At 71.1% G+C, this 21,552-nt stretch carries 7 protein-coding genes (1 of these 7 running past the window's edge); 4 read left to right on the plus strand and 3 right to left on the minus strand.

Going from position 1 to position 21,552, the window contains the following annotated elements:
* Positions 1-12,882, minus strand: the 5' end (the start) of a protein-coding gene (locus FHU35_RS19565; RefSeq protein ID WP_246110424.1) for a type I polyketide synthase. 14,187 nt of this gene lie to the left of the window's left edge; the window shows 12,882 of its 27,069 coding nt (coding positions 1-12,882); it begins with the start codon at positions 12,880-12,882; the stop codon falls past the left edge of the window.
* Positions 12,883-13,113: 231 nt separating this feature from the next.
* Between FHU35_RS19565 and FHU35_RS19570 the strand changes: the two genes are divergently transcribed.
* Together FHU35_RS19570 and FHU35_RS19575 are read left to right on the plus strand one after the other, a co-directional pair.
* Positions 13,114-14,895, plus strand: a complete 1,782-nt coding sequence (locus tag FHU35_RS19570) for an ABC transporter ATP-binding protein (RefSeq protein WP_145741841.1) — start codon at positions 13,114-13,116, stop codon at positions 14,893-14,895.
* Positions 14,879-16,735: an ABC transporter ATP-binding protein gene (locus FHU35_RS19575; RefSeq protein WP_145741843.1), complete on the plus strand. Its 1,857-nt coding sequence runs from the start codon at positions 14,879-14,881 to the stop codon at positions 16,733-16,735. Before FHU35_RS19570 ends, FHU35_RS19575 begins: the two co-directional genes overlap by 17 nt.
* Before the next feature lie 115 nt (positions 16,736-16,850).
* Here the strand turns inward: FHU35_RS19575 and FHU35_RS19580 are convergent, their stop codons facing one another.
* Positions 16,851-18,173: an HNH endonuclease signature motif containing protein gene (locus FHU35_RS19580; RefSeq protein WP_145741845.1), complete on the minus strand. Its 1,323-nt coding sequence runs from the start codon at positions 18,171-18,173 to the stop codon at positions 16,851-16,853.
* A gap of 241 nt (positions 18,174-18,414) precedes the next feature.
* Here FHU35_RS19580 and FHU35_RS19585 point away from each other — a divergent pair, with 241 nt between their 5' ends.
* Positions 18,415-19,200 carry a thioesterase II family protein gene (locus FHU35_RS19585; protein ID WP_145741848.1) on the plus strand — a complete coding sequence of 262 codons (786 nt, stop codon included), beginning with the start codon at positions 18,415-18,417 and terminating at the stop codon, positions 19,198-19,200.
* Positions 19,193-19,567, plus strand: coding sequence for a DoxX family protein (locus tag FHU35_RS19590; RefSeq protein ID WP_145741850.1), 375 nt, complete (start codon positions 19,193-19,195; stop codon positions 19,565-19,567). Before FHU35_RS19585 ends, FHU35_RS19590 begins: the two co-directional genes overlap by 8 nt.
* Positions 19,568-19,618: 51 nt before the next feature.
* Here FHU35_RS19590 and htpG read toward each other — a convergent pair whose 3' ends face one another.
* The gene (gene htpG / locus FHU35_RS19595; RefSeq protein WP_145741852.1) at positions 19,619-21,517 is read right to left on the minus strand and encodes a molecular chaperone HtpG; all 1,899 of its coding nucleotides are present in this window, start codon (positions 21,515-21,517) and stop codon (positions 19,619-19,621) included.
* Positions 21,518-21,552 lie beyond the last annotated feature (35 nt).

The raw sequence follows: 21,552 nt of genomic DNA on the forward strand, positions 1-21,552 counted from the left end.
GACGCGTCGGGTGAGCACGCCGTTGACGCGCACGGCGAACTGGTCCTCGTCGCCGGGCTGGGCCAGGACGCCCGCGAACCGGCGAGCGCTGCGCTGGTCGAGCTCCTCGGGCACGTCGATCGAACCGCCCCAGCGCTGCGGGTGCTCCAGCGCGGCGGACCAGCCGAGTCCCATCGCCATCGCCTGCGTCGGGTGCTCGACGGCGTCTGACCGGCCGGTGGACACGGCGTTGCGCGTGACGTTCCACAGCGGAGCGTCGATTCCCGCGTCGCCGAGCGCCTGGACGAGCGCGACGGTGAGCACGAGGCCCATCGGCAGCTCCGCGCTGTCCTCGGTGGCTGTTTCGGCTGCGGGCAGCAGCGACACCACGCCGGTGAAATCGGACGGGCTGCCTGATTCGTCGAGGACGTCACCGAGCCGCTGCGCGAGAACGGCGCGGTCCGAGCAGGTCTCGTCGAGGACCACCCGCCGCACGTCGGCGCCGTGACCGGCCAGGGCCGCCGCCACGTCCTCACCGGGGTTGCTCTCGGCGGTGACCAGCAGCCAGGTGCCGGTGAGGTGGGCGTCCTGCTGGCCGCGCAACGGCTTCCACACGACGCGATAGCGCCAGGAGTCCGTTGTGGACTCCTCGCGGCGGCGTTCGCGCCAGGAGTTCAGCGCGGGCAGCACGGCCGCCAGGGAGTCCTCGTCGACGTGCAGGCTGGTGGTGAGCGCCGCGAGGTCGGACTGCTCCACGGCGGTCCAGAACTCCGCGTCGGCCGGGTCGGCCTCGGCCTGACCCGGGATCGCGGGCTCGATCCAGAACCGCTCCCGCTGGAACGGGTAGGTCGGCAGGTCCACGCGCCGGGCGTCGGTGAACCGGGCGGACCAGTCCACTCCGATGCCGCGGACGTAGGCCTCGGCGAGCGAGTGGAGCACGCGGCCGGTGCCGCCGTCGTCGCGGCGGAGAGTCCCGCAGGCCAGTGCGCGGGCATCGGCGTCGTCGATCGCGTCCTGCACGCCCGGCGTGAGCACCGGGTGTGCGCTGACCTCGATGAACGCCTGGTGGCCCGAGGTCAGCAGCGCATCGACGGCCTCGGTGAAGCGCACGGTCCGGCGGAGGTTCTGGTACCAGTACTCGGCGTCGGTGTCCGGACCGTCGATGCGCTCACCGGTGACGGTGGACAGGAACGGGACCTCGGGCCGCTGCGGCCGGATCGGGGCCAGCTCGCGCAGCAGCTCGTCGTGCAGGTCTTCGACGTGCCGGGAGTGCGAGGCGTAGTCGACCTCGATGCGGCGGACCCGCACGCCCTCCTCGATCAGCGCCGCGCAGAACTCGTCGAGCGCGTCCAGGTCGCCCGACACGGCCACCGAGCGCGGGCCGTTGGTGGCGGCCAGCGAGAGCCCCCCGTCCCAGTCGGCGAGCCGCGGCTCGACCTCGTCGGCGGCCAGGGCGACGGAGGCGATGCTGCCGCGCCCGGCGAGCGCGCCCGCGATCGCCTTGCTGCGCAACGCCACGACCCTGGCGGCGTCCTGCAGCGACAGCGCTCCGGACACGCAGGCGGCGGCGATCTCGCCCTGGGAGTGGCCGAGCACGACGTCGGGTTCGACTCCGTGGGCGCGCCACACCTCGGCCAGCGACACCATGACCGCCCAGGTGACCGGCTGCACGACGTCCACGCGATCCAGCGGCAGCCCACCGCGGACCACCTCGACGAGCGAGAAGTCGGTGAACGGCGCGAGCGCGACCGCGCACTCGGCGAAGCGGTCGGCGAAGGCCGGCGACTCGTCGAGCAGCTGCGCTCCCATGCCGACCCACTGCGCGCCCTGGCCGGGGAAGACGAAGGCGACCTTGCCGTCCACGTCGGCGACGCCGCGCACGGCCTCGACGCCGTCGAGCAGCACCGCCCGGTGTTCCAGCTGCGAGCGCGTCGTCAGCGAGAAGCCGACGTCGACCGGCTCGGCGTCGACCTCGCGGACCCGCTCGACCTGGGCGTCGAGCGCCTGCGCCGAGCGGGCCGTGACCGGCCACGGGACGGGCCCCTCGTGCTCAGCGCGGGCGGCGAGGGGCTGCTCGCTCGCGGCGCCTTCCAGGATGATGTGCGCGTTGGTACCGCTGATGCCGAACGACGACACCGCGCCACGGCGGGCCCGTCCGGTCTCCGGCCAGCTCTGCTCCTCCTGCAACAGCGACAGGTGACCTGCGCTCCAGTCCACGTGCGTGGACGGCGTGTCGCAGTGCAGCGTTTCGGGCAGGGCGCCGTGCCGCAGCGCCATCACCATCTTGATCACGCCGGCCACACCGGCCGCGGACTGGGTGTGCCCGATGTTGGACTTCACCGAGCCGACCAGCAGCGGGCGGTCGGCGTCGCGGTGCTGTCCGTAGGTCGCCAGCAGCGCCTGCGCTTCGATCGGGTCGCCCAGCGCGGTCCCGGTGCCGTGCGCGTCGAGAGCGTCCACATCGGACGGTTCGAGGCCTGCGTTGGCCAGCGCCTGCGTGATGACCCGCCGCTGCGACGGCCCGTTCGGCGCGGACAGGCCGTTGGAGGCGCCGTCCTGGTTGATCGCCGAACCCCGCACCACCGCGAGCACCGGGTGCCCGTGGCGCTCGGCGTCGGAGAGCCGTTCGACCATCAGCACGCCGATGCCCTCGGAGAGGATCATCCCGTCGGCCGAGTCGGCGAAGGCCTTGCAGCGGCCGTCCGCCGCCAGCGCGCGCTGCTGGCTGAAGGCGATCAGCGGCTTGGGGTTGGGCATGACGGTGACGCCGCCGGCCAGCGCGTACTGGCTCTCGCCGCTGCGCAGCGATTGGCAGGCCAGGTGCAGCGCGACCAGCGACGAGGAGCAGGCGGTGTCGACGGTGACCGCAGGGCCTTCCAGCCCGAACAGGTACGACACGCGTCCGGACAGCACGCTCGGACTGCTGCCGGTGACCTGGTAGCCCTCGGAACCGGCGTCCCCTCCGCCGTACTCGATGTAGCTGGAGCCGATGAACGCGCCGGTGCTGGTGCCGCGCAGCGCGGCCGGGTCGATGCCGGCCCGCTCGATGGCCTCCCACGTCGATTCGAGCAGCAAGCGCTGCTGCGGGTCCATGCCCAGGGCCTCGCGGGGCGAGATCCCGAAGAACGCCGGGTCGAACTCGGCAGCGTCGTCGAGGTAGCCGCCTGCGGTCGTGTAGGTGGTGCCGGGCCGGTCGCGGTCCGGGTCGTGCAGCGCGGAGACGTCGAATCCCCGGTCGCTCGGGAACTCGGTGATGGCGTCGGTGCCGGTCCGGATGAGCTCCCAGAACTCCTCCGGGGTCGTGACGCCACCGGGGAAGCGGCAGCTCATCCCGATGATCGCGATCGGCTCGTCGGAGGCTCCGCCGGCCTGAGGGCGCCGCGCGACGGCGCCCTCGGACGCGCCGAGCAACTCGCCCACCAGGTGCTCGGCCAGCACCTTCGGGGTCGGGTGGTCGAAGACCAGGGTGGCCGGGAGGGTGAGGCCGGTGGCGGCCGAGAGCTTCTTGCGCAGCTCCACGGCGGTCAGCGAGTCGAACCCGATGTCGCGGAACGCTCGCTTCTCCCCCACTTCCTCGGCGGAGCGGTGCCCGAGGGTCGCGGCCGCCTCGGCGCGCACCAGCTCCAGGACGCGGCGCTCCTGGTCCGCCGCGGACAGGTCGCGCAGCCGTCGGGCGAAGTCGGAATCCTCGGCAGGGGTTGCGGAGGTCTCGGCGAGCGCGCGCACTTCCGGCAGGTCGGCCAACAGCGGGCTGGGACGTGAGGAGGTGAAGACGGGGTGGAAGTTCTCCCAGTCCACGTCGGCGATCGTGACGTTCGCATCGCCCTGCACGACCGCGCGGTTGAGCTCGGCGATCGCCAGTTGCGGCGGCAGGGGCGTCAGACCGCGGCGGGACAGGTCCTCGGCCACGGCCTCGTGCGTCGCCATGCCGGACTCGGCCCAGGGACCCCAGGCCACCGAGGTCGCGGTCAGGCCCCGCGCCCGGCGCTGCTCGGCGAGGGCGTCCAGCAGCGCGTTCCCCGCCGCGTAGGCGCTCTGACCACCGCTGCCCCACACACCGGCGATGGATCCGAACAGCGCGAACAGGTCGAGCTCGCGGTCGGCGAGCAGCTCGTCCAGGGTGATCGCGCCGAGCACCTTCGCCGACAGCACGTCGACGAACTCGGCGTGCGAGGTCTGCGCCAGCGGCGCCGACTGACCGACGCCTGCGGCGTGCACCACGCCGGTCAGGTCCGGGATCCGGTCGAGCAGCGCGGCGACGGCGTCGCGGTCGGCGACGTCGCAGGCGACGACCTCCACGCGCGGCCCGAGCTCCCGCAGCTGGTCGATCAGCTCGGCCGCACCCGGCGCCTCGGCGCCCCGGCGGCTGGTGAGCACGAGCCGCTCGACCCCGCACCGCGCGAGCCAGCGGGCGGTTTCGGCGCCGAGCGCCCCGGTTCCGCCGGTGATCAGGACGGTCCCGCGACCGGTGTGGGAGTGCGGCAGGGCGTCCACGGTGCGGCGCACGAGCCGCCTGCCGAGCAGGCCGGTGGAGCGCACCGCGACCTGGTCCTCGGCGCGGTCGCGACCGATACCGGCGACCACCGCCACGAACCGCTGCGCCGCTCGCTCGTCCAGCACCTCCGGCAGGTCGAGCAGGCCGGCCCAGCGCTGGGGGTCTTCCAGCGCGGCGACACGGCCGAATCCCCAGACCGCGGCCTGGGCGAGGGAGGTGATCTCGTCGGCGGTACCGGTGCTCACCGCACCGCGCGTCGCCGTCCACAGTGGAGCTTCCAGTGTTCGAGTGAGCGCCAGGGTGAGCCCGAGACCCACCGACAGCGCGGGGTGTTCGGCGCTCGGCCGCTCGTCGAGCGCGACCAGCGACACGGCGCCGGTGCAGTCGGGAAGCCGCTCGGCCAGCACCACCGCGTCGAGGCACGCCTCGTCCAGCGGTACCACCGACACCTCCGCGCCTGCTGCGCTCAGCGCTGCCCTCACCGGTTCCACGAGCTCGTCGCCGGCACCGGTGGAGGTCAGCAGCAGCCAGGTGCCCTCCAGCACCGGAGTTCCCGTGGCGCGCAACGGCGCCCACAGCACCCGGTAGCGCCAGGCGTCGAGTCGCGTCTTGTCCTGGTTGCCCTTGCGCCACGACGACAGCGCGGGGATCAGGGAGTCCAGCTGCGAGCGGTCCTCGAGGTCCAGCCCCAGCATCGACGCCAGCTCGGCCGCGTCCCCGCGCTCGATCGCCGCCCACAGCCGCGTGTCCGCCGGGTCCACCTGCCCGTCGGCGACGGGCGCGCCGGTGGCCACCGGCCAGTAGTGCTCGTGCTGGAACGCGTAGGTGGGCAGGTCGACCCTGCGCGCGCCGGCGAAGTGCGCGGACCAGTCCACGCGCACGCCGTGGACGTGCAGCCGGGCGAGCGCGGTGACCAGGGCCGCCGGTTCGTCGCGGTCCTCGCGCAGCAGCGGGACGCACTCGTCGACCAGGGCGGACAGGGCGCCGCCGGGGCCGATCTCCAGGAACGTCGTGACTCCCGAGTCGCGCAGCGCGACCACGCCGTCGTCGAACCGCACGGCGTCCCGGACGTGCCGCACCCAGTGCTCCGGCGAGGTCACGTCACCCGAGGAGACGACGGGGATCTCCGGTTCGCGGAAGGTCAACCCCTCCACGACCGCCCGGAAGTCCTCCAGCATCGGGTCCATCAACGGCGAGTGGAACGCGTGGGACACCTTGAGCCGCTGCGACTTCCAGCGCTGGGCGAGCTCCAGCACCTCGCTCTCGACACCCGACAGCACCACGGACTCGGGCCCGTTGACAGCCGCGATCGACACACCGCCGGACAGCAGCGGAAACACCTCGGCCTCGGAAGCCTGCACCGCCACCATCGCGCCGCCTTCAGGCAACGCCTGCATCAGCGACGCCCGCGCCGACACCAAGGTGCAGGCGTCCTCCAGCGACAGCACACCCGCCACATGAGCCGCCGCGATCTCACCGACCGAATGCCCGGCCAGCGCCGAAGGCTTGACGTTCCACGAGCGCACCAGCCGGAACAGCGCCACCTCGACCGCGAACAGCGCGGGCTGGGCGATCCCGGTCTGGTTCAGCAGCTCCTGGTCGTCACCCCACATCAGCTCGCGCACCGCGGGATCGAGATGCGCCAGCACTTCCTCCAGCGCTTCGGCGAACACCGGGTGCTGCGCGTGGAGCGCGCGACCCATGCCGAGGCGCTGCGCACCCTGACCCGAGAACAGGAACGCGAGCCGACCGGTCTCGGCATCGCCGGTGATCACGGCGGGATCAGGGCGGTCGGCGGCCAGCGCGTCCAGCGACCGCAGCAGCGAGTCGCGGTCCTCCGCGACGATCGCCGCCCGCTGCTCGAAGGCGGTCCGCGAGGTGGCCAGCGAGTGGGCCAGGTCGGTCAGTCGGGCCTGCGGGTTCGCGTCGAGGTGAGACCGCAGCCGCGCGGCCTGCGCGCGCACCGCGTGCCGCGTCCGGGCCGACAGCAGCACCGGCACCGCGCCCGGCTCCTCCGGCCCGGAGTCCGGAACGCGTTCCTTCGGCGGCTGCTCGATGATCAGGTGGGCGTTGGTACCGCTGATGCCGAACGACGAGATCCCGGCACGCCGCGGTCGATCGTGCTGCGGCCATGCGGTGCTCTCGGCGAGCACCTCCACGGCGCCCTCGGACCAGTCCACGCGCGAGGACGGCTCGGTGACGTGCAGCGTCTTGGGCAGCACGCCGTGCCGCATCGCCTGCACGACCTTGATGACCCCGGCAACACCCGCGGCGGCCTGCGTGTGACCCATGTTCGACTTCACCGAGCCGAGCAGCAGCGCCTCGTCGCGGTCCTGGCCGTAGGTCGCCAGCAGCGCCTGCGCCTCGATCGGGTCACCGAGCGAGGTCCCGGTACCGTGCGCCTCGACGACGTCCACATCGGACGGACCGAGGTTGGCGCTCGCGAGCGCGGAGCGGATCACGCGCTGCTGCGCGGGACCGTTGGGCGCCATCAGACCGTTGGACGCGCCGTCCTGGTTCACCGCCGAACCGCGCACCACGCCGAGCACCCGGTGACCGTTGCGGCGCGCGTCGGACAACCGCTCCAGCACGACCACGCCGACGCCCTCCGACCAGCCGACGCCGTCGGCGGTGTCCGAGAACGCCTTGCAGCGCCCGTCCGGGGACAGCCCGCGCTGCCGGGAGAACTCGATGAGCGCGGTGGGCGTCGACATCACCGTCACGCCACCGGCGAGCGCCAGCGAGCACTCCCCGGCGCGCAGCGCCTGCATCGCCCAGTGCATGGCCACCAGTGACGACGAGCAGGCGGTGTCGACCGTGACCGCGGGGCCTTCCAGACCCAGGGTGTAGGAGACACGGCCGGAGACCACGCTCGGCGAAGTGCCGCTGCCCTGGAAGCCCTCGAAATCGCCTCCGCCGAGCCCGGCACCGTAGTCGCTGTACATGACACCGGCGAACATGCCGGTCGGACTTCCGCGCAGCGAACGGGGGTCAATCCCGGCGTGCTCGACGGCTTCCCAGACGACCTCCAGCAGCAGCCGTTGCTGCGCGTCGGTCGCCAGCGCCTCGCGCGGGGACATCCCGAAGAACCCGGCGTCGAACTCCCCCGCGTCGTGCAGGAATCCGCCGAAGCGCGCGTAGGAAGTGCCCGGGTGGTCGGGGTCCGGGTGGTAGAGCCGTTCGAGGTCCCAACCCCGGTTGGTCGGCAGCCCCGACACCGCGTCGCCGCCCTCGTCGATCAGCCGCCACAGCGCGTCCGGCGAGTCGACCCCGCCCGGGTAGCGGCAGCCCATCCCCACCAGCACGATCGGGTCGTCCTCGTCGGGCGTGCGCGCGCCGGGGACCACCTGCGCCTGGACCTGCTCGCCGAGGAGCTCACCGAGCAGGTGGCCGGCGAGAGCCGCCGGAGTCGGGTAGTCGAACACCATCGTCGCCGGGAGCCGCAGTCCGGTGACGGCGGTGAGCTGGTTGCGCAGCTCCACGGCGGTCAGCGAGTCGAAACCGAGGTCCTGGAACTGGCGTTCCGGTTCGATCTCCGCACCACCGGCGTGGCCGAGCACCGCCGCGATCCGGCCGCGCACCAGCTCCAGCACGGCGTCCTGACGATCTTCCTCGGACAGCGCGGCCAGGCGCTGGACCAGGGTGTCGGCGGTCTGCGACCCGGCGGCCTGCCGACGCGTGCGGGTGCGGATGAGACCGCGCAGCAGCGCGGGGACCTCACCGCGGGTGCGCATGGTGGCCAGGTCCAGCTTGGCCGGCACGACGACGGGCTCGTCAGCGGCGATCGCGGAGTCGAAGAGCCGGAGGCCTTCGGCGACCGGCAGCGGCGGCATGCCCACGCGGGCCATGCGTTCGGCTTCGACGGGCGAGAGCATGCCTTCCTGCTCCCACGCGCCCCAGGCCAGCGACACCGCGGGCAGGCCCTCGGCGTGCCGGTGCCGGGCCAGGGCGTCGAGGAAGACGTTGCCGGAGGCGTAGTTGGCCTGCCCTGCGTTGCCGAAAGCACCGGCGGCCGAGGAGAAGAGGACGAACGCGGAGAGATCTCCGGTCAGCTCGTGCAGGTTCCACGCGGCGTCGACCTTCGGTCGCAGCACGGTGTGCAGGCGCTCGGGGGTGAGCGCGTCGATCACACCGTCGTCGAGCACACCGGCGGCGTGCACGACCGCACCCACCTCGTGCTGGGCGAGCAGTTCCGCCAGCGCTTCCCGGTCGGCGACGTCGCAGGCGGCGACCTGCACCCGCGCGCCCAGATCGGTGAGCTCGGCGGGCAGCTCGCCTGCGTTACCGCGGCGGCTCACCAGCAGGAGGTCCCGCACCCCGTGCTCGGTGACCAGGTGCCGTGCGACGAGCGCGCCCAGGCCGCCGGTGCCACCGGTGATCAGGACCGTGCCGTCCCAGGCCGCGGGCTCCGGTGCCGGTGCCGCGCGGACGAGGCGCGGGGCCCGCAGCTCACCGTCGTGCAGCAGCAGCTGCGGTTCGTCGGAGCCCAGCGCCTGCGGCAGGGCCGCGCGAGAGGCCTCGGTGGAATCGATCTCCACCAGGCCGAAGCTGCCGGGGTGCTCCGACTGCGCGGAGCGCACCAGCCCCCACGTGGCCGAGGAGGCGAGCTCTCCGGCCCTCGTGACGAACACGACCTTCTCGGCCCGGTGCTCCTGGAGCAGCTCCAACGAGCGCTCGGCCGAAGCGTGCGCCGAGGCGACGACGTCATCGCCGCCCGCGACCGGCACGACCAGGACCTCGGCGTCCTCGGGAGCGACCCCGCCCAGGCCGAGCACGTCCTCGCCGAGCACCCCGAAAGCCGGACTCTCACCGGTGGCCGCGACCCGGACGTGATCGATGCGGAACAACGAGTCGCGGTCCACACCGGACGCGGTGACGGGCGCGGTTCCGGCAGCAGGCCGCAGGACGAGTGAGTCCACCGAGATCAGCGGCGCTCCCGCCCCATCGGCCGCTACGACCGTCAAGGCTCCGTCGTCGGCCAGCGCCAGGCGCACCCGCAGCGCGGAGGCGCCGGTGGCGTGCAGCGACACGCCTTCCCACGAGAACGGCACGCCCGCCTCGCCCAGCCCGGCGAGCTGCGCGGCGTGCAGCGCGGAGTCCAGCAGCGCCGGGTGCAGACCGAACTCGGACGTCTCGACGTCCTCGGGCAGCTCGACCTCGGCGAACACCGCGCCGTCGGCACCGCGCCAGGCGGCGCGCAGTCCGCGGAACGCCGGGCCGTACTCGAAACCCCGCTCCGCGAAGCGCTCGTAGCAGCCCTCGACGTCCAGCGGCTCCGCACCGGCGGGCGGCCAGGTACCGGCGTCGAACGATGCCGCGGTCTCGCCCACCGCCAGCGTGCCGCCGGCGTGCTGGGTCCACGGCTGCTCGTCCTCGGTCTCCGGCCGCGAATAGATCGTCACCGACCGCCGGCCCGTGGCGTCGGGCTTGCCGATCCACAGCTGCACCTGCACGCCGCCGCGCTCGGGCAGCACCAGCGGCGCGGTGAGGGTGAGCTCGTCGACGCGATCGCATCCGACCTCGTCGCCGGCGCGGATCGCGAGTTCCACGAACGCGGTTCCCGGCAGCAGCACCGCACCGTTGACCGCGTGGTCCACCAGCCACGGGTGCGACTGCCGCGCCAGCCTCCCGGTGAGCAGGACACCGTCGGAGTCGGCGAGCGACACGGCGGCCGACAGCAGCGGGTGCTGCGCGCTGCCGAGCCCTGCGGCCCTCGGATCGTTGAAGCCGAACGCACCGCCCTTGGGCCAGAAGCGCTTTCGCTGGAAGGCGTAGGTGGGCAGGTCGACGCGGCGGGCACCCGTGCCGGCGAAGCACTCGGCCCAGCTCACCGGGACGCCGCGCACGTGCACGCCCGCCAGCGCGGCGGTGAGGGTGTCGACCTCCGGCCGACCGGACCGCAGCGCGGGCACGGCGACGGTGTCCACGCATTCCTGCGCCATCGCCGAGAGCACGCCGTCCGGGCCGAGTTCGAGGAACGTGGAGACCCCGTGCTCGTGCATCCACCGCACGCCGTCGGCGAAGCGCACGGTCCGGCGCACCTGGTCGACCCAGTAGTCGACGGAGGTGACCTGCTCCAACCGCACCTGCTCACCGGTCACCGTCGACACCAGCGGGATCTGCGGCGCCTCCAGCGAGATCTCGTCCAGGACCGCGCGGAAGCCTTCGAGCGCGGGTTCCACCAGCGGGGAGTGGAAGGCGTGCGAGACGTGCAACCGGCTGGTCTTGCGTCCCTCGGCGGTGAAAGCGGTCTCGATGGCGTCGATCGCGTCCTCGGTGCCCGAGACCACGAGCGAGTTCGGGCTGTTGATGGCGGCGATCGAGGTCTCGTCGGTGAGGTGCGGCAGCACGTCGGCTTCCGCCGCGGCGACGGCCAGCATCGCCCCTCCCGGCGGCAACGCCTGGATGAGGCGGCCGCGCGCGGTGACCAGCTTGGCGGCGTCCTCGAGCGAGAAGACTCCAGCGACGTGCGCGGCGCTGATCTCGCCGATCGAGTGCCCGGCGACGAAATCCGTTGTGATTCCGCACGATTCGAAGAGCCGGTGCAGCGCGACCTCGATCGCGAACAGCGCGGGCTGGGCGAATTCCGTGCGCGCCAGCGCATCGCCGTCCTCGCCCCACATCACGTCCCGGACCGCGGGGTCGAGGTGGTCGAGCACCTCGTCCAGCGCTTCGGCGAAGGCGGGGAACCGCGCGTGGAGCTCACGTCCCATGCCCGGGCGCTGCGCGCCCTGACCGGTGAACAGGTGCGCCAGCTTCCCCCGCCCCTGCGCGACGGCCTGCACGACGCGCGGTCCCGCTTCGCCGCGCGCGAGCCCCTCGAGGGCGGTCCGCAAGGAGGTGACGTCGTCGGCGAGCACGACGGCCCGCTGCTCGAAGCTCGACCTCGTGGTCGCGAGAGAATAGGCGACATCGAGCGGAGAACCCTCCACTGCGGACAGACGTGCGGCCTGCTCCTGCAGCGCCGCGCGGGTGCGCCCGGACACCAGCACCGGCACCGTCGACACCGGGATCGGGTCCTGCTCGGGTTCGGGATCGACGACCGGCGCCTGTTCGATGATCGTGTGCGCATTCGTCCCGCTGAGGCCGAACGAGGACACCGCGGCGCGGCGCGGTTCACCGGTCTCCGGCCACGGCGTGTTCTCGGTGACCAGCCGCACAGCACCGGCGGACCAGTCGACGTGCGAGGACGGCTCGTCGACCAGAAGGGTCCGGGGCACCACCCCGTTGCGCATCGCCATGATCATCTTGATCACGCCCGCAACACCGGCGGCGGCCTGCGTGTGACTGATGTTGGACTTCACGGAGCCGAGCAGCAGCGGCCGGTGCTCGTCGCGGTTGCGGCCGTAGGTGGCCAGCAACGCCTGGGCCTCGACGGGGTCGCCGAGGGTGGTTCCGGTGCCGTGCGCGTCCACGGCGTCGATCTGGTCGGCGGTCAGTCGCGCGTTGACCAGCGCCTGCTGGATGACGCGCTGCTGCGAGGGCCCGTTGGGCGCGGTGAGACCGTTGGAGGCGCCGTCCTGGTTCACCGCGGATCCGCGCAGCACGGCGAGGACGTCGTGGCCGTTGCGCTGCGCGTCGGACAACCGTTCCAGCACCAGCACACCGGCGCCCTCGGCCCAGCCGGTCCCGTCCGCGCTGTCGGCGAACGAGCGGCAGCGACCGTCCGACGACAAACCGCCCTGGCGGCTGAACTCGATGAAGGTCGCGGGGTTCGACATGACGGTGACGCCGCCTGCGAGGGCCATGGAGCACTCGCCGTTGCGCAACGCGTGCGTGGCCATGTGCATGGCCGCGAGCGACGACGAGCACGCCGTGTCCAGCGTGACCGCCGGGCCGACGAGCCCGAGGGTGTAGGCGATCCGGCCGGAGATGACGCTCTGCGAGCTGCCCAGCAGGGCCGTTCCCTCGCCGCCCTCGCCGGGTGCGAGCTGGTAGTCCTGGTTCATCGCACCGACGAACACGGCGGTCTCGGTGCCCTTGATGGAGTGCGGGTCGATCCCGGAGCGTTCCAGCGCCTCCCAGGTCACCTCCAGCACCACGCGCTGCTGCGGGTTCATGCCGAGCGCTTCGCGGGGCGAGATGCCGAAGAAGTCGGCATCGAAGTCCCCGGCGCCGCTGAGGAATCCACCTCGGTCGGTGGCCGACATCGCCAGCATCTCCGGGTCCCAGCCGCGGTCGTCCGGGAACTCCCCGACGCCGTGCTCGCCGGCGGCGACCATCCGCCACAGCTCTTCCGGGCCGGTGATTCCTCCGGGGTAGCGGCAGCCGATGCCGACGACGGCGATGGGTTCCTGCGCAGCGGCCTCCACATCGCGCAACCGCCGCCGGGTCCGCTGGAGGTCCGAACTGGCCCGCCGCAGGTAATCCCGGAGCTTCTGCTCGTTGTCCATCTCCACCAAACCCATCTCGACGACGCCCGTTCCGACGGCCCACCGGCCTGGACGCGATCACGCAGGAGGAACGACCCGCCGGGAAGTGTTGTGCAACAGCAGCTCAGAAACCCCTAGTTCTTCGTGTCGTCGGTTCCTGCGGTCGCTCCGGGCGGGGCACGAGAGGGACGCGAAGTCTAGGGATTACCGAGCTCGCGCTGAGGTCGACTGGCGGACGGCCCACTGACCGCCACCGGAGAGTGCCGCTTGCTGATCGCCTTCTTGGACACCCATCTGCGGCCGTACCGGCGGGCGCTCGCGCTGCTGCTGGTTCTGCAGATCGCGAAGACGATGGCCACGCTGCTGCAGCCGGCCTTCTTCTCGCTCGTGGTCGACCGGGGCATCGTGCGCGGCGACCTGAACTACATCCGCTACATCGGCACCGTCATGGTGGTGGTGGCGCTGGTGCAGATCCTGGCCGCGGGCGCGGCGGCGGCCGTCGGCGCGCGCGTGTCGGCCGCGCTCGGGCGGGACCTGCGCTCCCGGGTCTTCCGCCGCGTCATGGGGGTTTCGGCCCGCGAAGTCGGGCGGTTCGGCGCGCCGTCGCTGATCACTCGCACCGTCAACGACGTCCAGCAGGTGCAGGCGCTGGTCGTCACGCTCCTCGACATCGCCGTCGCCGCCGTGATCACCTGCGTCGGCGGCGTGGTGATGGCGCTGCTGCAGGACGTCTCGCTGTCGCTGATCATCGTCGCCCTGGTCGTGGTGCTGGTGACCGGGTTGACGGTGATCCTGGTGCGGATCAGCCCCACCTACGCCCGGATGCAGCGAGCCGTCGAGAACATCAACCGCCTGCTGCGCGAGCAGATCACCGGCATCCGCATCGTCCGCGCGTTCGTCCGCGACGACCACGAGCGCGCCCGGTTCAGCGGGGCGAACTCCGAGCTGTTCGGCGTCGGGCTGAAGGTCGGCCGCATGATGGCGACGGTCCCGGTGGTGGTCATGGTGCTCATGAACACCGCGACGCTGCCGATCATCTGGTTCGCCACCGGTCGCATCGATGCCGGTCAGGCCCAGGTCGGTTCGATCGCGGCCCTGCTGGGCTACGTGACGCTGATCATCACCGCGATCATCATGGCCACCATCGTCTTCGCCGACCTGCCGCGTGCCGCCGTCTCGGTTCGGCGCGTCCAGGAGGTGCTGGACGTCGGAACGAGCGTCCCGACGCACCCGAACCCGGTCCACGGCGCGCGGCGGCGCGGACGCCTGACGATCCAGGCCGCCGGGTTCCAGTACCCGGGTGCACCAAAACCGGTCCTGCACAACATCGATCTCGTCGCCGAGGGGGGTCAGACGGTGGCGATCGTCGGCAGCACCGGCAGCGGCAAGACGACCCTGCTCAACCTCGCGCTGCGGCTGTTCGACCCGACCAGCGGCAGCGTTCACGTCAACGGGATCGACGTCCGCTCCTTCTCCCCCGATTCGCTGCACCGCGTCATCGGCATCGTTCCGCAGGAACCGCACCTGTTCAGCGGCACCATCGGCTCGAACCTCCGCTACGGCGCTCCCGGTGCGCACGACCACGACCTGTGGCACGCCCTGGACATCGCCCAGGCGGGAGAGTTCGTCGAGCAGCTTCCCGGGATGCTCGACGCACCGGTCTCGCAGGGCGGTTCGAACCTCTCCGGCGGGCAGCGACAACGGCTCGCGATCGCCCGGGCGCTCGTGCTGCGCCCGGAGATCTACCTGCTCGACGACAGCTTCTCGGCGCTGGACCGCAGGACCGAAGCTCGGCTGCGGGCCGCGCTGGCCCGCGACGTGCCGGAGGCGACGATGATCATCGTGGCGCAGCGGCTCAGCGCCGTGCAGCACGCCGACCGGATCGTGGTCCTCGACCAGGGCCGCGTGGTCGGCGCGGGCACCCACGCGCAACTGCTGTACTACAACCGGACCTACCAGGAAATCGCCTACTCCCAAGGGATTCCGCAGGAGATCCCGAGCCGCGGCCACCGAACCATCCGAGGGGTGCTGCATGGCCAGCACAGCTGAGGCGTCCTCGTCCACGATCCTGCGTCTGCTCGCCATGCTGCGGCCGTACCGGGTCCGCCTGGTGCTGGTGCTGGTGCTGGGCACCGGGGCGACGGTGTTCAACCTCGCCGGCCCCAAGCTGGTCGGCAACGCGACGGACATGGCCTTCGCGGGGGTGGTCAGCCGCGGCCTGCCGCCGGGAGCGTCCAAGGAGGAGGTGATCGCCGGGATGCGCGCCAGGGGTGATGAAGCCCTGGCGAACGTGCTCAGCACCGCCGACATCGTCCCCGGGCAAGGCGTGAACTTCCAGGCGCTGGCCCAGCTCCTGGTGATCATCCTCGTCCTCTACCTCGCCAGCGGGTTGTGCATGCTGGTGCAGGGACGCGTCGTCGCGTTCATCGCGCAGCACACCATGTTCGTGCTGAGGGAGCGGGTGAGCGCGAAGCTGACCCGGCTGCCGCTGGGCTACTTCGACCGCACCTCGCGCGGCGAGGTGCTGAGCCGGGTCACCAACGACGTGGACAACCTCCAGCGCACCCTGCAGCAGACCCTCGGCCACATGGTCAACTCGATCTTCGCGGTGGTCGGCGTCATGACGGTCATGGTGCTGCTCTCGCCGCTGCTCGCGGGCCTGGTGCTGGTGAGCGTGCTGGTGGCCGCTGCGGCGGCGCTGACGATCAGCAGGCGCGCGCGGCCGAGGTTCGCCGAGCGGTGGCAGCGCACCGGCTCCCTCAACGGCTACGTCGAGGAGACCTACACCGGGCATTCGACCGTGGTGGCCTTCGGTCGCGGCGAACTGGCCGAGCGCACCTTCGACGAGCACAACGAAGCGCTCTACCTCGCCTCGTCCCGCTCGCAGACGCTGTCCGGCTTGATCGGCCCGGTCACGCGGTTCGTCACCGACCTGAACTACGTGATGGTGGCCGTGGTCGGCGCGCTGCTGGTCGCCAGCGGTTCGATGTCGATCGGCAGCGTGCAGTCGTTCATGCAGTACTCCAGCATGTTCACTCAACCCATCATCGACATGGCCAACTTCTCCGCCCAGCTCCAGTCCGGCATGGCCTCCGCGCGACGGGTCTTCGAGGTCCTCGACGAACCCGAGCAGCGGCCCGCCCCGCCGAGGCCCGTGCGACCGAGGAGGGTGCGCGGGCGGGTCGACTTCCAGCAGGTGTCCTTCCGCTACACACCAGACGCCCCGCTGATCGAGAACCTGTCGTTGAGCGCGGTGCCGGGCGAGCTCATCGCCATCGTCGGCCCGACCGGCGCGGGCAAGTCAACGCTGGGCAATCTGCTGCTGCGCTTCTACGAGGTCGACCGCGGCCGCATCCTGCTGGACGGGGTCGACGTCGCCGACATGACCCGCGAAGACCTCCGCTCGCGGATCGGCCTGGTCTCGCAGGACTCGTGGCTGTTCGCCGGCACCATCGCCGACAACATCGCCTACGGACGTCCCGGAGCGACCCGCCAGGAGGTCGTCAACGCGGCACGCGCCATGTGCGTGGACCGCTTCGTCCGCTCGCTGCCCGACGGTTACGACACGGTCCTGGACGACGAGTCCTCCACCGTGAGCGCAGGCGAACGCCAACTCATCACCCTGGCCAGAGCGTTCCTGGCGGAGCCCTCGATCCTGCTCCTGGACGAGGCGACCAGCTCGGTCGACTCCCGCACCGAAGTCCTCATCCAGCAAGCGATGGCCTCGCTGCGCGCGGGCCGCACGAGCTTCGTCATCGCCCACCGCCTCTCCACCATCCGCCACGCGGACATGATCCTGGTGATGGACTCGGGCCGCGTCGTCGAACGCGGCACCCACCAACAGCTCCTCGCCGCCAACGGCCACTACTCCCGCATGTACGCCTCATGACCCGCACCTCAGGTGGCGACCCGGGCAGTGCTTCTCTCTTGAGTTGTCAAAGAGCAGTGCCCTGAGGGCGTGCCGGGGTGACCGGCCACAGGGCGTGGCCGGGTCCCGGGTTTGGCTAGTTGTGGGTGGGTTCTGGCTCCCGCGGTTTCGGGACCAAATCCCGGATCATTCGTTGGTGAACCGCGGTTGTCGCGGTGCCGCCGGGTAGTGGTGTGCGTTGCGGGTCCACGTGGGCGGGTGGGGTGAACACGGGCCGCCTTTCCTGCATGGTGATGTTCCAGTGGTCGTGGTGGAGGGTGCGGTGGTGGAAGGCGCATAGCATGACCATGTTGGTGAGGTCGGTGGTTCCGCCGTCGAGCCAGTGGCGGATGTGGTGTGCTTGTGAGGTTCCAGGCGGATGCTCACACCCGGGAAACGCACACACTCCATCTCGTCGGAAGAGTGCGGCGCGTTGTGCCGGGGGCGCGGTGCGTTCCTCCCGCCCGTAATCCACCGCAACCCCGTCACCACCCAACACGATGGGCAGAATGCCCGCGTCGCAGGCCAGGCGACGTACGTTGTCGGTCGTGATCGGTACCCCGTCAGCGAAAACCCCCGGCACCACACCCTCAGCGTCCGGATCGAGGCTGCGCACCAGGTCGTCGTAATCGACCGTGACCTGAACCTGCACCCGCTGCCCACCCACACGCGGCATCCGGTCCGATCCCAACGCCAGATCCACCAGCGTGGCCAGACCGTCAGCGTGGCGCTGCGCAGGAGTCCGGGGATCGGGCTGGCCATTGGTGGCGGGGCAGGGTTTCGACACCGGCCGGAGAGCGGCGATGAACTTCTGCCCGGTCTCTTTGTCCAGCCGGGCCTTGATCATCACCATGCCATCGTCGGTGGTGACGTAGTGCAACTCCCGAGACTCATACTGAGCCTGTTCGTCCCGGACTGCGGTGTCGCGGTCGTAGGTCGCGTTCACCCCATCGGCCAACCGCCGCAGATCACCCGGCCGACACCACCGTGCCCGCTCGGTCAACACCCGCTCCACCTTCGCCACATCACCGGCAGCCGACGCAGGCAGCTTCCGCAGACAAGTGGCGATGACCCGCGCGTGGTCCAGACTGATCACACCGTCCGACAAGGCTTTCCGACTCGGCCCATCGGAGGCCCGGGCGACTTCCACCCGGGCTCGTGCCTGTCCGGGGTCGAGTTTCAACCGGTCCTGCAACCACGTTGCGGTATCCCGCGCCCCCTGCACACGCCCCAACGCACGCCGATCCGCCTCCGCCACCAAACTCGCCTGAAACGACTGAACAAGACGCACAAGAGATTCGGCATCCACGATAGATTCGGTCAACTCGGCATCACTGGTATGCGGTGCGGACGCCAGGACCGCGGCGAGCGCGGCCCTGGCCGTCGCCACCGCGGCCCCCACAGGCGTCCTCGAACTCATGTACTAAATGATGCACCCAAGCCTTCGAAAACACGAGCGAAAACCGATCACTAGATCGAGTGATCCACACCAGAAGACCGTCGAAACTCCCCCACAGAAACGCAGTTTCGCTACCCGGTGCCACTCCTTCCCCCAAACATCGGAAGGACGTGGCTGGAAGACGAAGACTAGGGATTCGCGAGGAGCTCCTGAGGTTGACTCGTAGCCGGAAAGGCAGCGACCGAAAGGACCGGCCACCGAGTTGAACACCACCAAGGATGATGCGACCACGGAGTGGATCCGCCGGTACCGGCCATCGGCGACGAGCACGACGCGGCTCGTCTGCTTCCCGCACGCGGGCGGCTCGGCCAGCTTCTTCCACCCGTTGGCGCCGCGGTTCTCCCCCGGCACCGACGTCGTCTCGCTGCAGTACCCGGGCCGCCAGGACCGGCGGCACGAGCCGTGCGTCGAGGACATCGAAACGCTCGCCGACCTGCTGGCGAAAGAGATCGCCGCGCTCAGCGACAAACCCACGGTCTTCTTCGGGCACAGCATGGGCGCGGTCCTGGCCTTCGAGACCGCCCACCGGCTCGAGCAGCGAGGAACCCGCGCGCCGCGCTCGGTGATCGCCTCCGGCAGGCGCGCACCGGCGACCCGCCGCGACGAGGAGGTGCACAAGCGCGACGACAACGGGGTCATCGAGGAGCTCAAGAAGCTCAACGGCACCGACACGGCGGTCTTCGGCGACGAGGAGCTGTTGCGGATGGCCATGCCCGCCATCCGCAACGACTACCGCGCCGTCGAGACCTACCGCTGCGAGCCGGACCGGACGGTGCGCGCACCCATCGTCGTCCTGACCGGCGACGAGGACCCGAAGACGACGCGGGAGGAAGCGGAGGCCTGGGAGCAGCACACCGAGGGCGAATTCCGGCTCAGGGAGTTCTCCGGCGGGCACTTCTTCCTCACCGAGCACCTGGTCGAGGTCAACCGCGAGATCGAGACCGAGCTCGCGGTCGCGGAGTCGATCGAGGTGGGTCAGCGTGGTTGAGGAGAAGCGCAGCCGGGTCGGGAACGCACTGCTGTGGGTGCTGCAGGTGGTGCTGGCGCTGGTGTTCGTCGCCGCCGCGGTCCCGAAGTTCCTCGGTGACCCCACGATGGTGGCCACGTTCGACGCCGTGGGTGTCGGTCAGTGGCTGCGGTACGTCACCGGCGCGGCCGAGATCGCCGGCGCGATCGGGCTGCTCGTCCCGAGGTTGACCGCACCGGCTGCGCTCGGGCTCGTCGCGGTCATGGTCGGCGCCACCATCACCAACCTCCTGACCTTCCCCCCGATCGCCGCGGTGACGGTCGTGCTGGGCGTCCTGCTCGGCGTGGTCGCCCGCGCCCGCTGGACCGGGCTTCGCGCCGCGTCCTGATCTCCGAACCGCACCTCCGGACCACCGACCCGGAGGTGCGGTTCGGTCCCACTACAGCTCCCGGGCCAGGTGGTCGGCGAGCAGGCGCGTGAAGCGGGCGGGATCGGTGAGATCGCCACCCTCCGCGAGCAGCGCCGTGCCGTGCAGGAGCTCGACGGTCTCGGCGAGCTCCGCGGCCTCCCCGCGATCACCGCGCGCCTTGCGCAGGCCCTCCACCAGCGGATGTCCGGGGTTGAGCTCGAGGACGCGCTTGGTCGACGGCAGCTCCTGCCCCATCGCGCGGTAGAGCTTCTCCATCGTGGGCGTCATCTCGTGCGCACCGCTGACCAGGCACGCCGGCGAGGTCGTCAGCCGCGAGGACAGCCGGACCTCCTTCACCTGATCGGCCAGCAGGTCGCTCATCCACGACAGCAGCTCCGCGAACTCCTCGTGGCGCTGCTCGGGCTCGGCATCCTCGTCCCCGTCGGCGTCCAGGTCCAGCTCGCCCTTCGCGATCGACCGCAGCGGCGTGCCGTCGAACTCGGGAACGACGTCGACCCACACCTCGTCGACGGGATCGGTCAGCAGCAGCACCTCGTACCCCTTGGCCCGGAACGCCTCGATGTGCGGCGAGCTCTCGATGACCGAGCGGGACGCGCCGGTCATGTAGTAGATGTCGCGCTGGCCCTCGCCCATGCGCTCGACGTACTCGCGCAGCGTGGTCGGCTTCTCGGGATCGCGCGTGGAGGCGAAGGAGGCGATCTCCACGATGGTGTCGCGGTTGTCGGGGTCGCTGAGGATCCCTTCCTTGAGGACCGCGCCGAACTCCCGCCACACCGTCGCGTAGCGCTCGGGGTTCTCGCTCATCATCGTCTTCACCGTCGACAGCACCTTCTTGGTCAGTCGGCGGCGCATCAGGTTGATCTGCCTGTCCTGCTGCAGGATCTCCCGCGAGATGTTGAGCGACAGGTCCTGAGCGTCGACGACGCCCTTGATGAACCGCAGGTAGGGCGGGACCAGCGCCTCGCACTCGTCCATCACGAACACGCGCTTCACGTAGAGCTGCACGCCCTGCCGGTGGTCTTCGGCGAACAGGTCACCCGGTGCGTGCGAGGGGATGAACAGCAGCGCCTTGTACTCGAAGGTCCCCTCGGCCTGGACCGCGACGACCTCGAGCGGTTCGCGCCGGTCCCGGCTGATGTGCTGGTAGAACTCCGCGTACTCCTCGTCGGAGATCTCGTCGCGAGGACGTGCCCACAGCGCCTTCATCGAGTTGAGCGTGTCGGTCTCGCGACGGGTTTCGCCCTCGTCGTCGGCGCGCTCCACCTCCATGCGGATCGGCCAGGTGATGAAGTCGGAGTACCGCCGGACGAGTTCCCGGATCTTGTGCTCGGAGGTGTAGTCGAAGAGGTTGTCGTCGGCCTCCTCGGGTTTCAGCCACAGCGTCACCGAGGTGCCCTGCGCTGCATCGGGAACGGTCTCGACGGTGTAGGTGCCGCTGCCGTCGGACTCCCAGCGCGTGGCCTCGTCCTCGCCGGCGCGCCGGGTCGTGAGGCCGACCCGGTCGGCGACCATGAAGCTGGAGTAGAAGCCGACGCCGAACTGCCCGATGAGCTCCGCCGCGGAGTCCTGGGAGTCGCGGACCTTGGCCAGCAGTTCGGCCGTGCCCGACTTCGCGATGGTGCCGATCAGGTCGACGACCTCGGCGCGCGACATGCCGATGCCGTTGTCCCGCACCGTCAAGGTGCGCTGCTCGGGGTCGATCGCGATCTCGACGTGCAGGTCGGAGGTGTCGACCTGCAGGTCCTTGTTGGCGAACGAGGCCAATCGCAGCTTGTCCAGGGCGTCGGCGGCGTTCGAGATCAGCTCGCGCAGGAACACGTCCTTGTTGGAGTAGATCGAATGCACCACCAGCTGCAGAAGCTGCTGCGTTTCCGCCTGGAACTCGTGGGTTTCCGCCCGTGCGGTCAAGGGACTCCTCTCAGCGGGTCGTATCACTCGGTGAT

Source organism: Saccharopolyspora dendranthemae (genome assembly GCF_007829955.1).
Taxonomy (GTDB): domain Bacteria; phylum Actinomycetota; class Actinomycetes; order Mycobacteriales; family Pseudonocardiaceae; genus Saccharopolyspora; species Saccharopolyspora dendranthemae.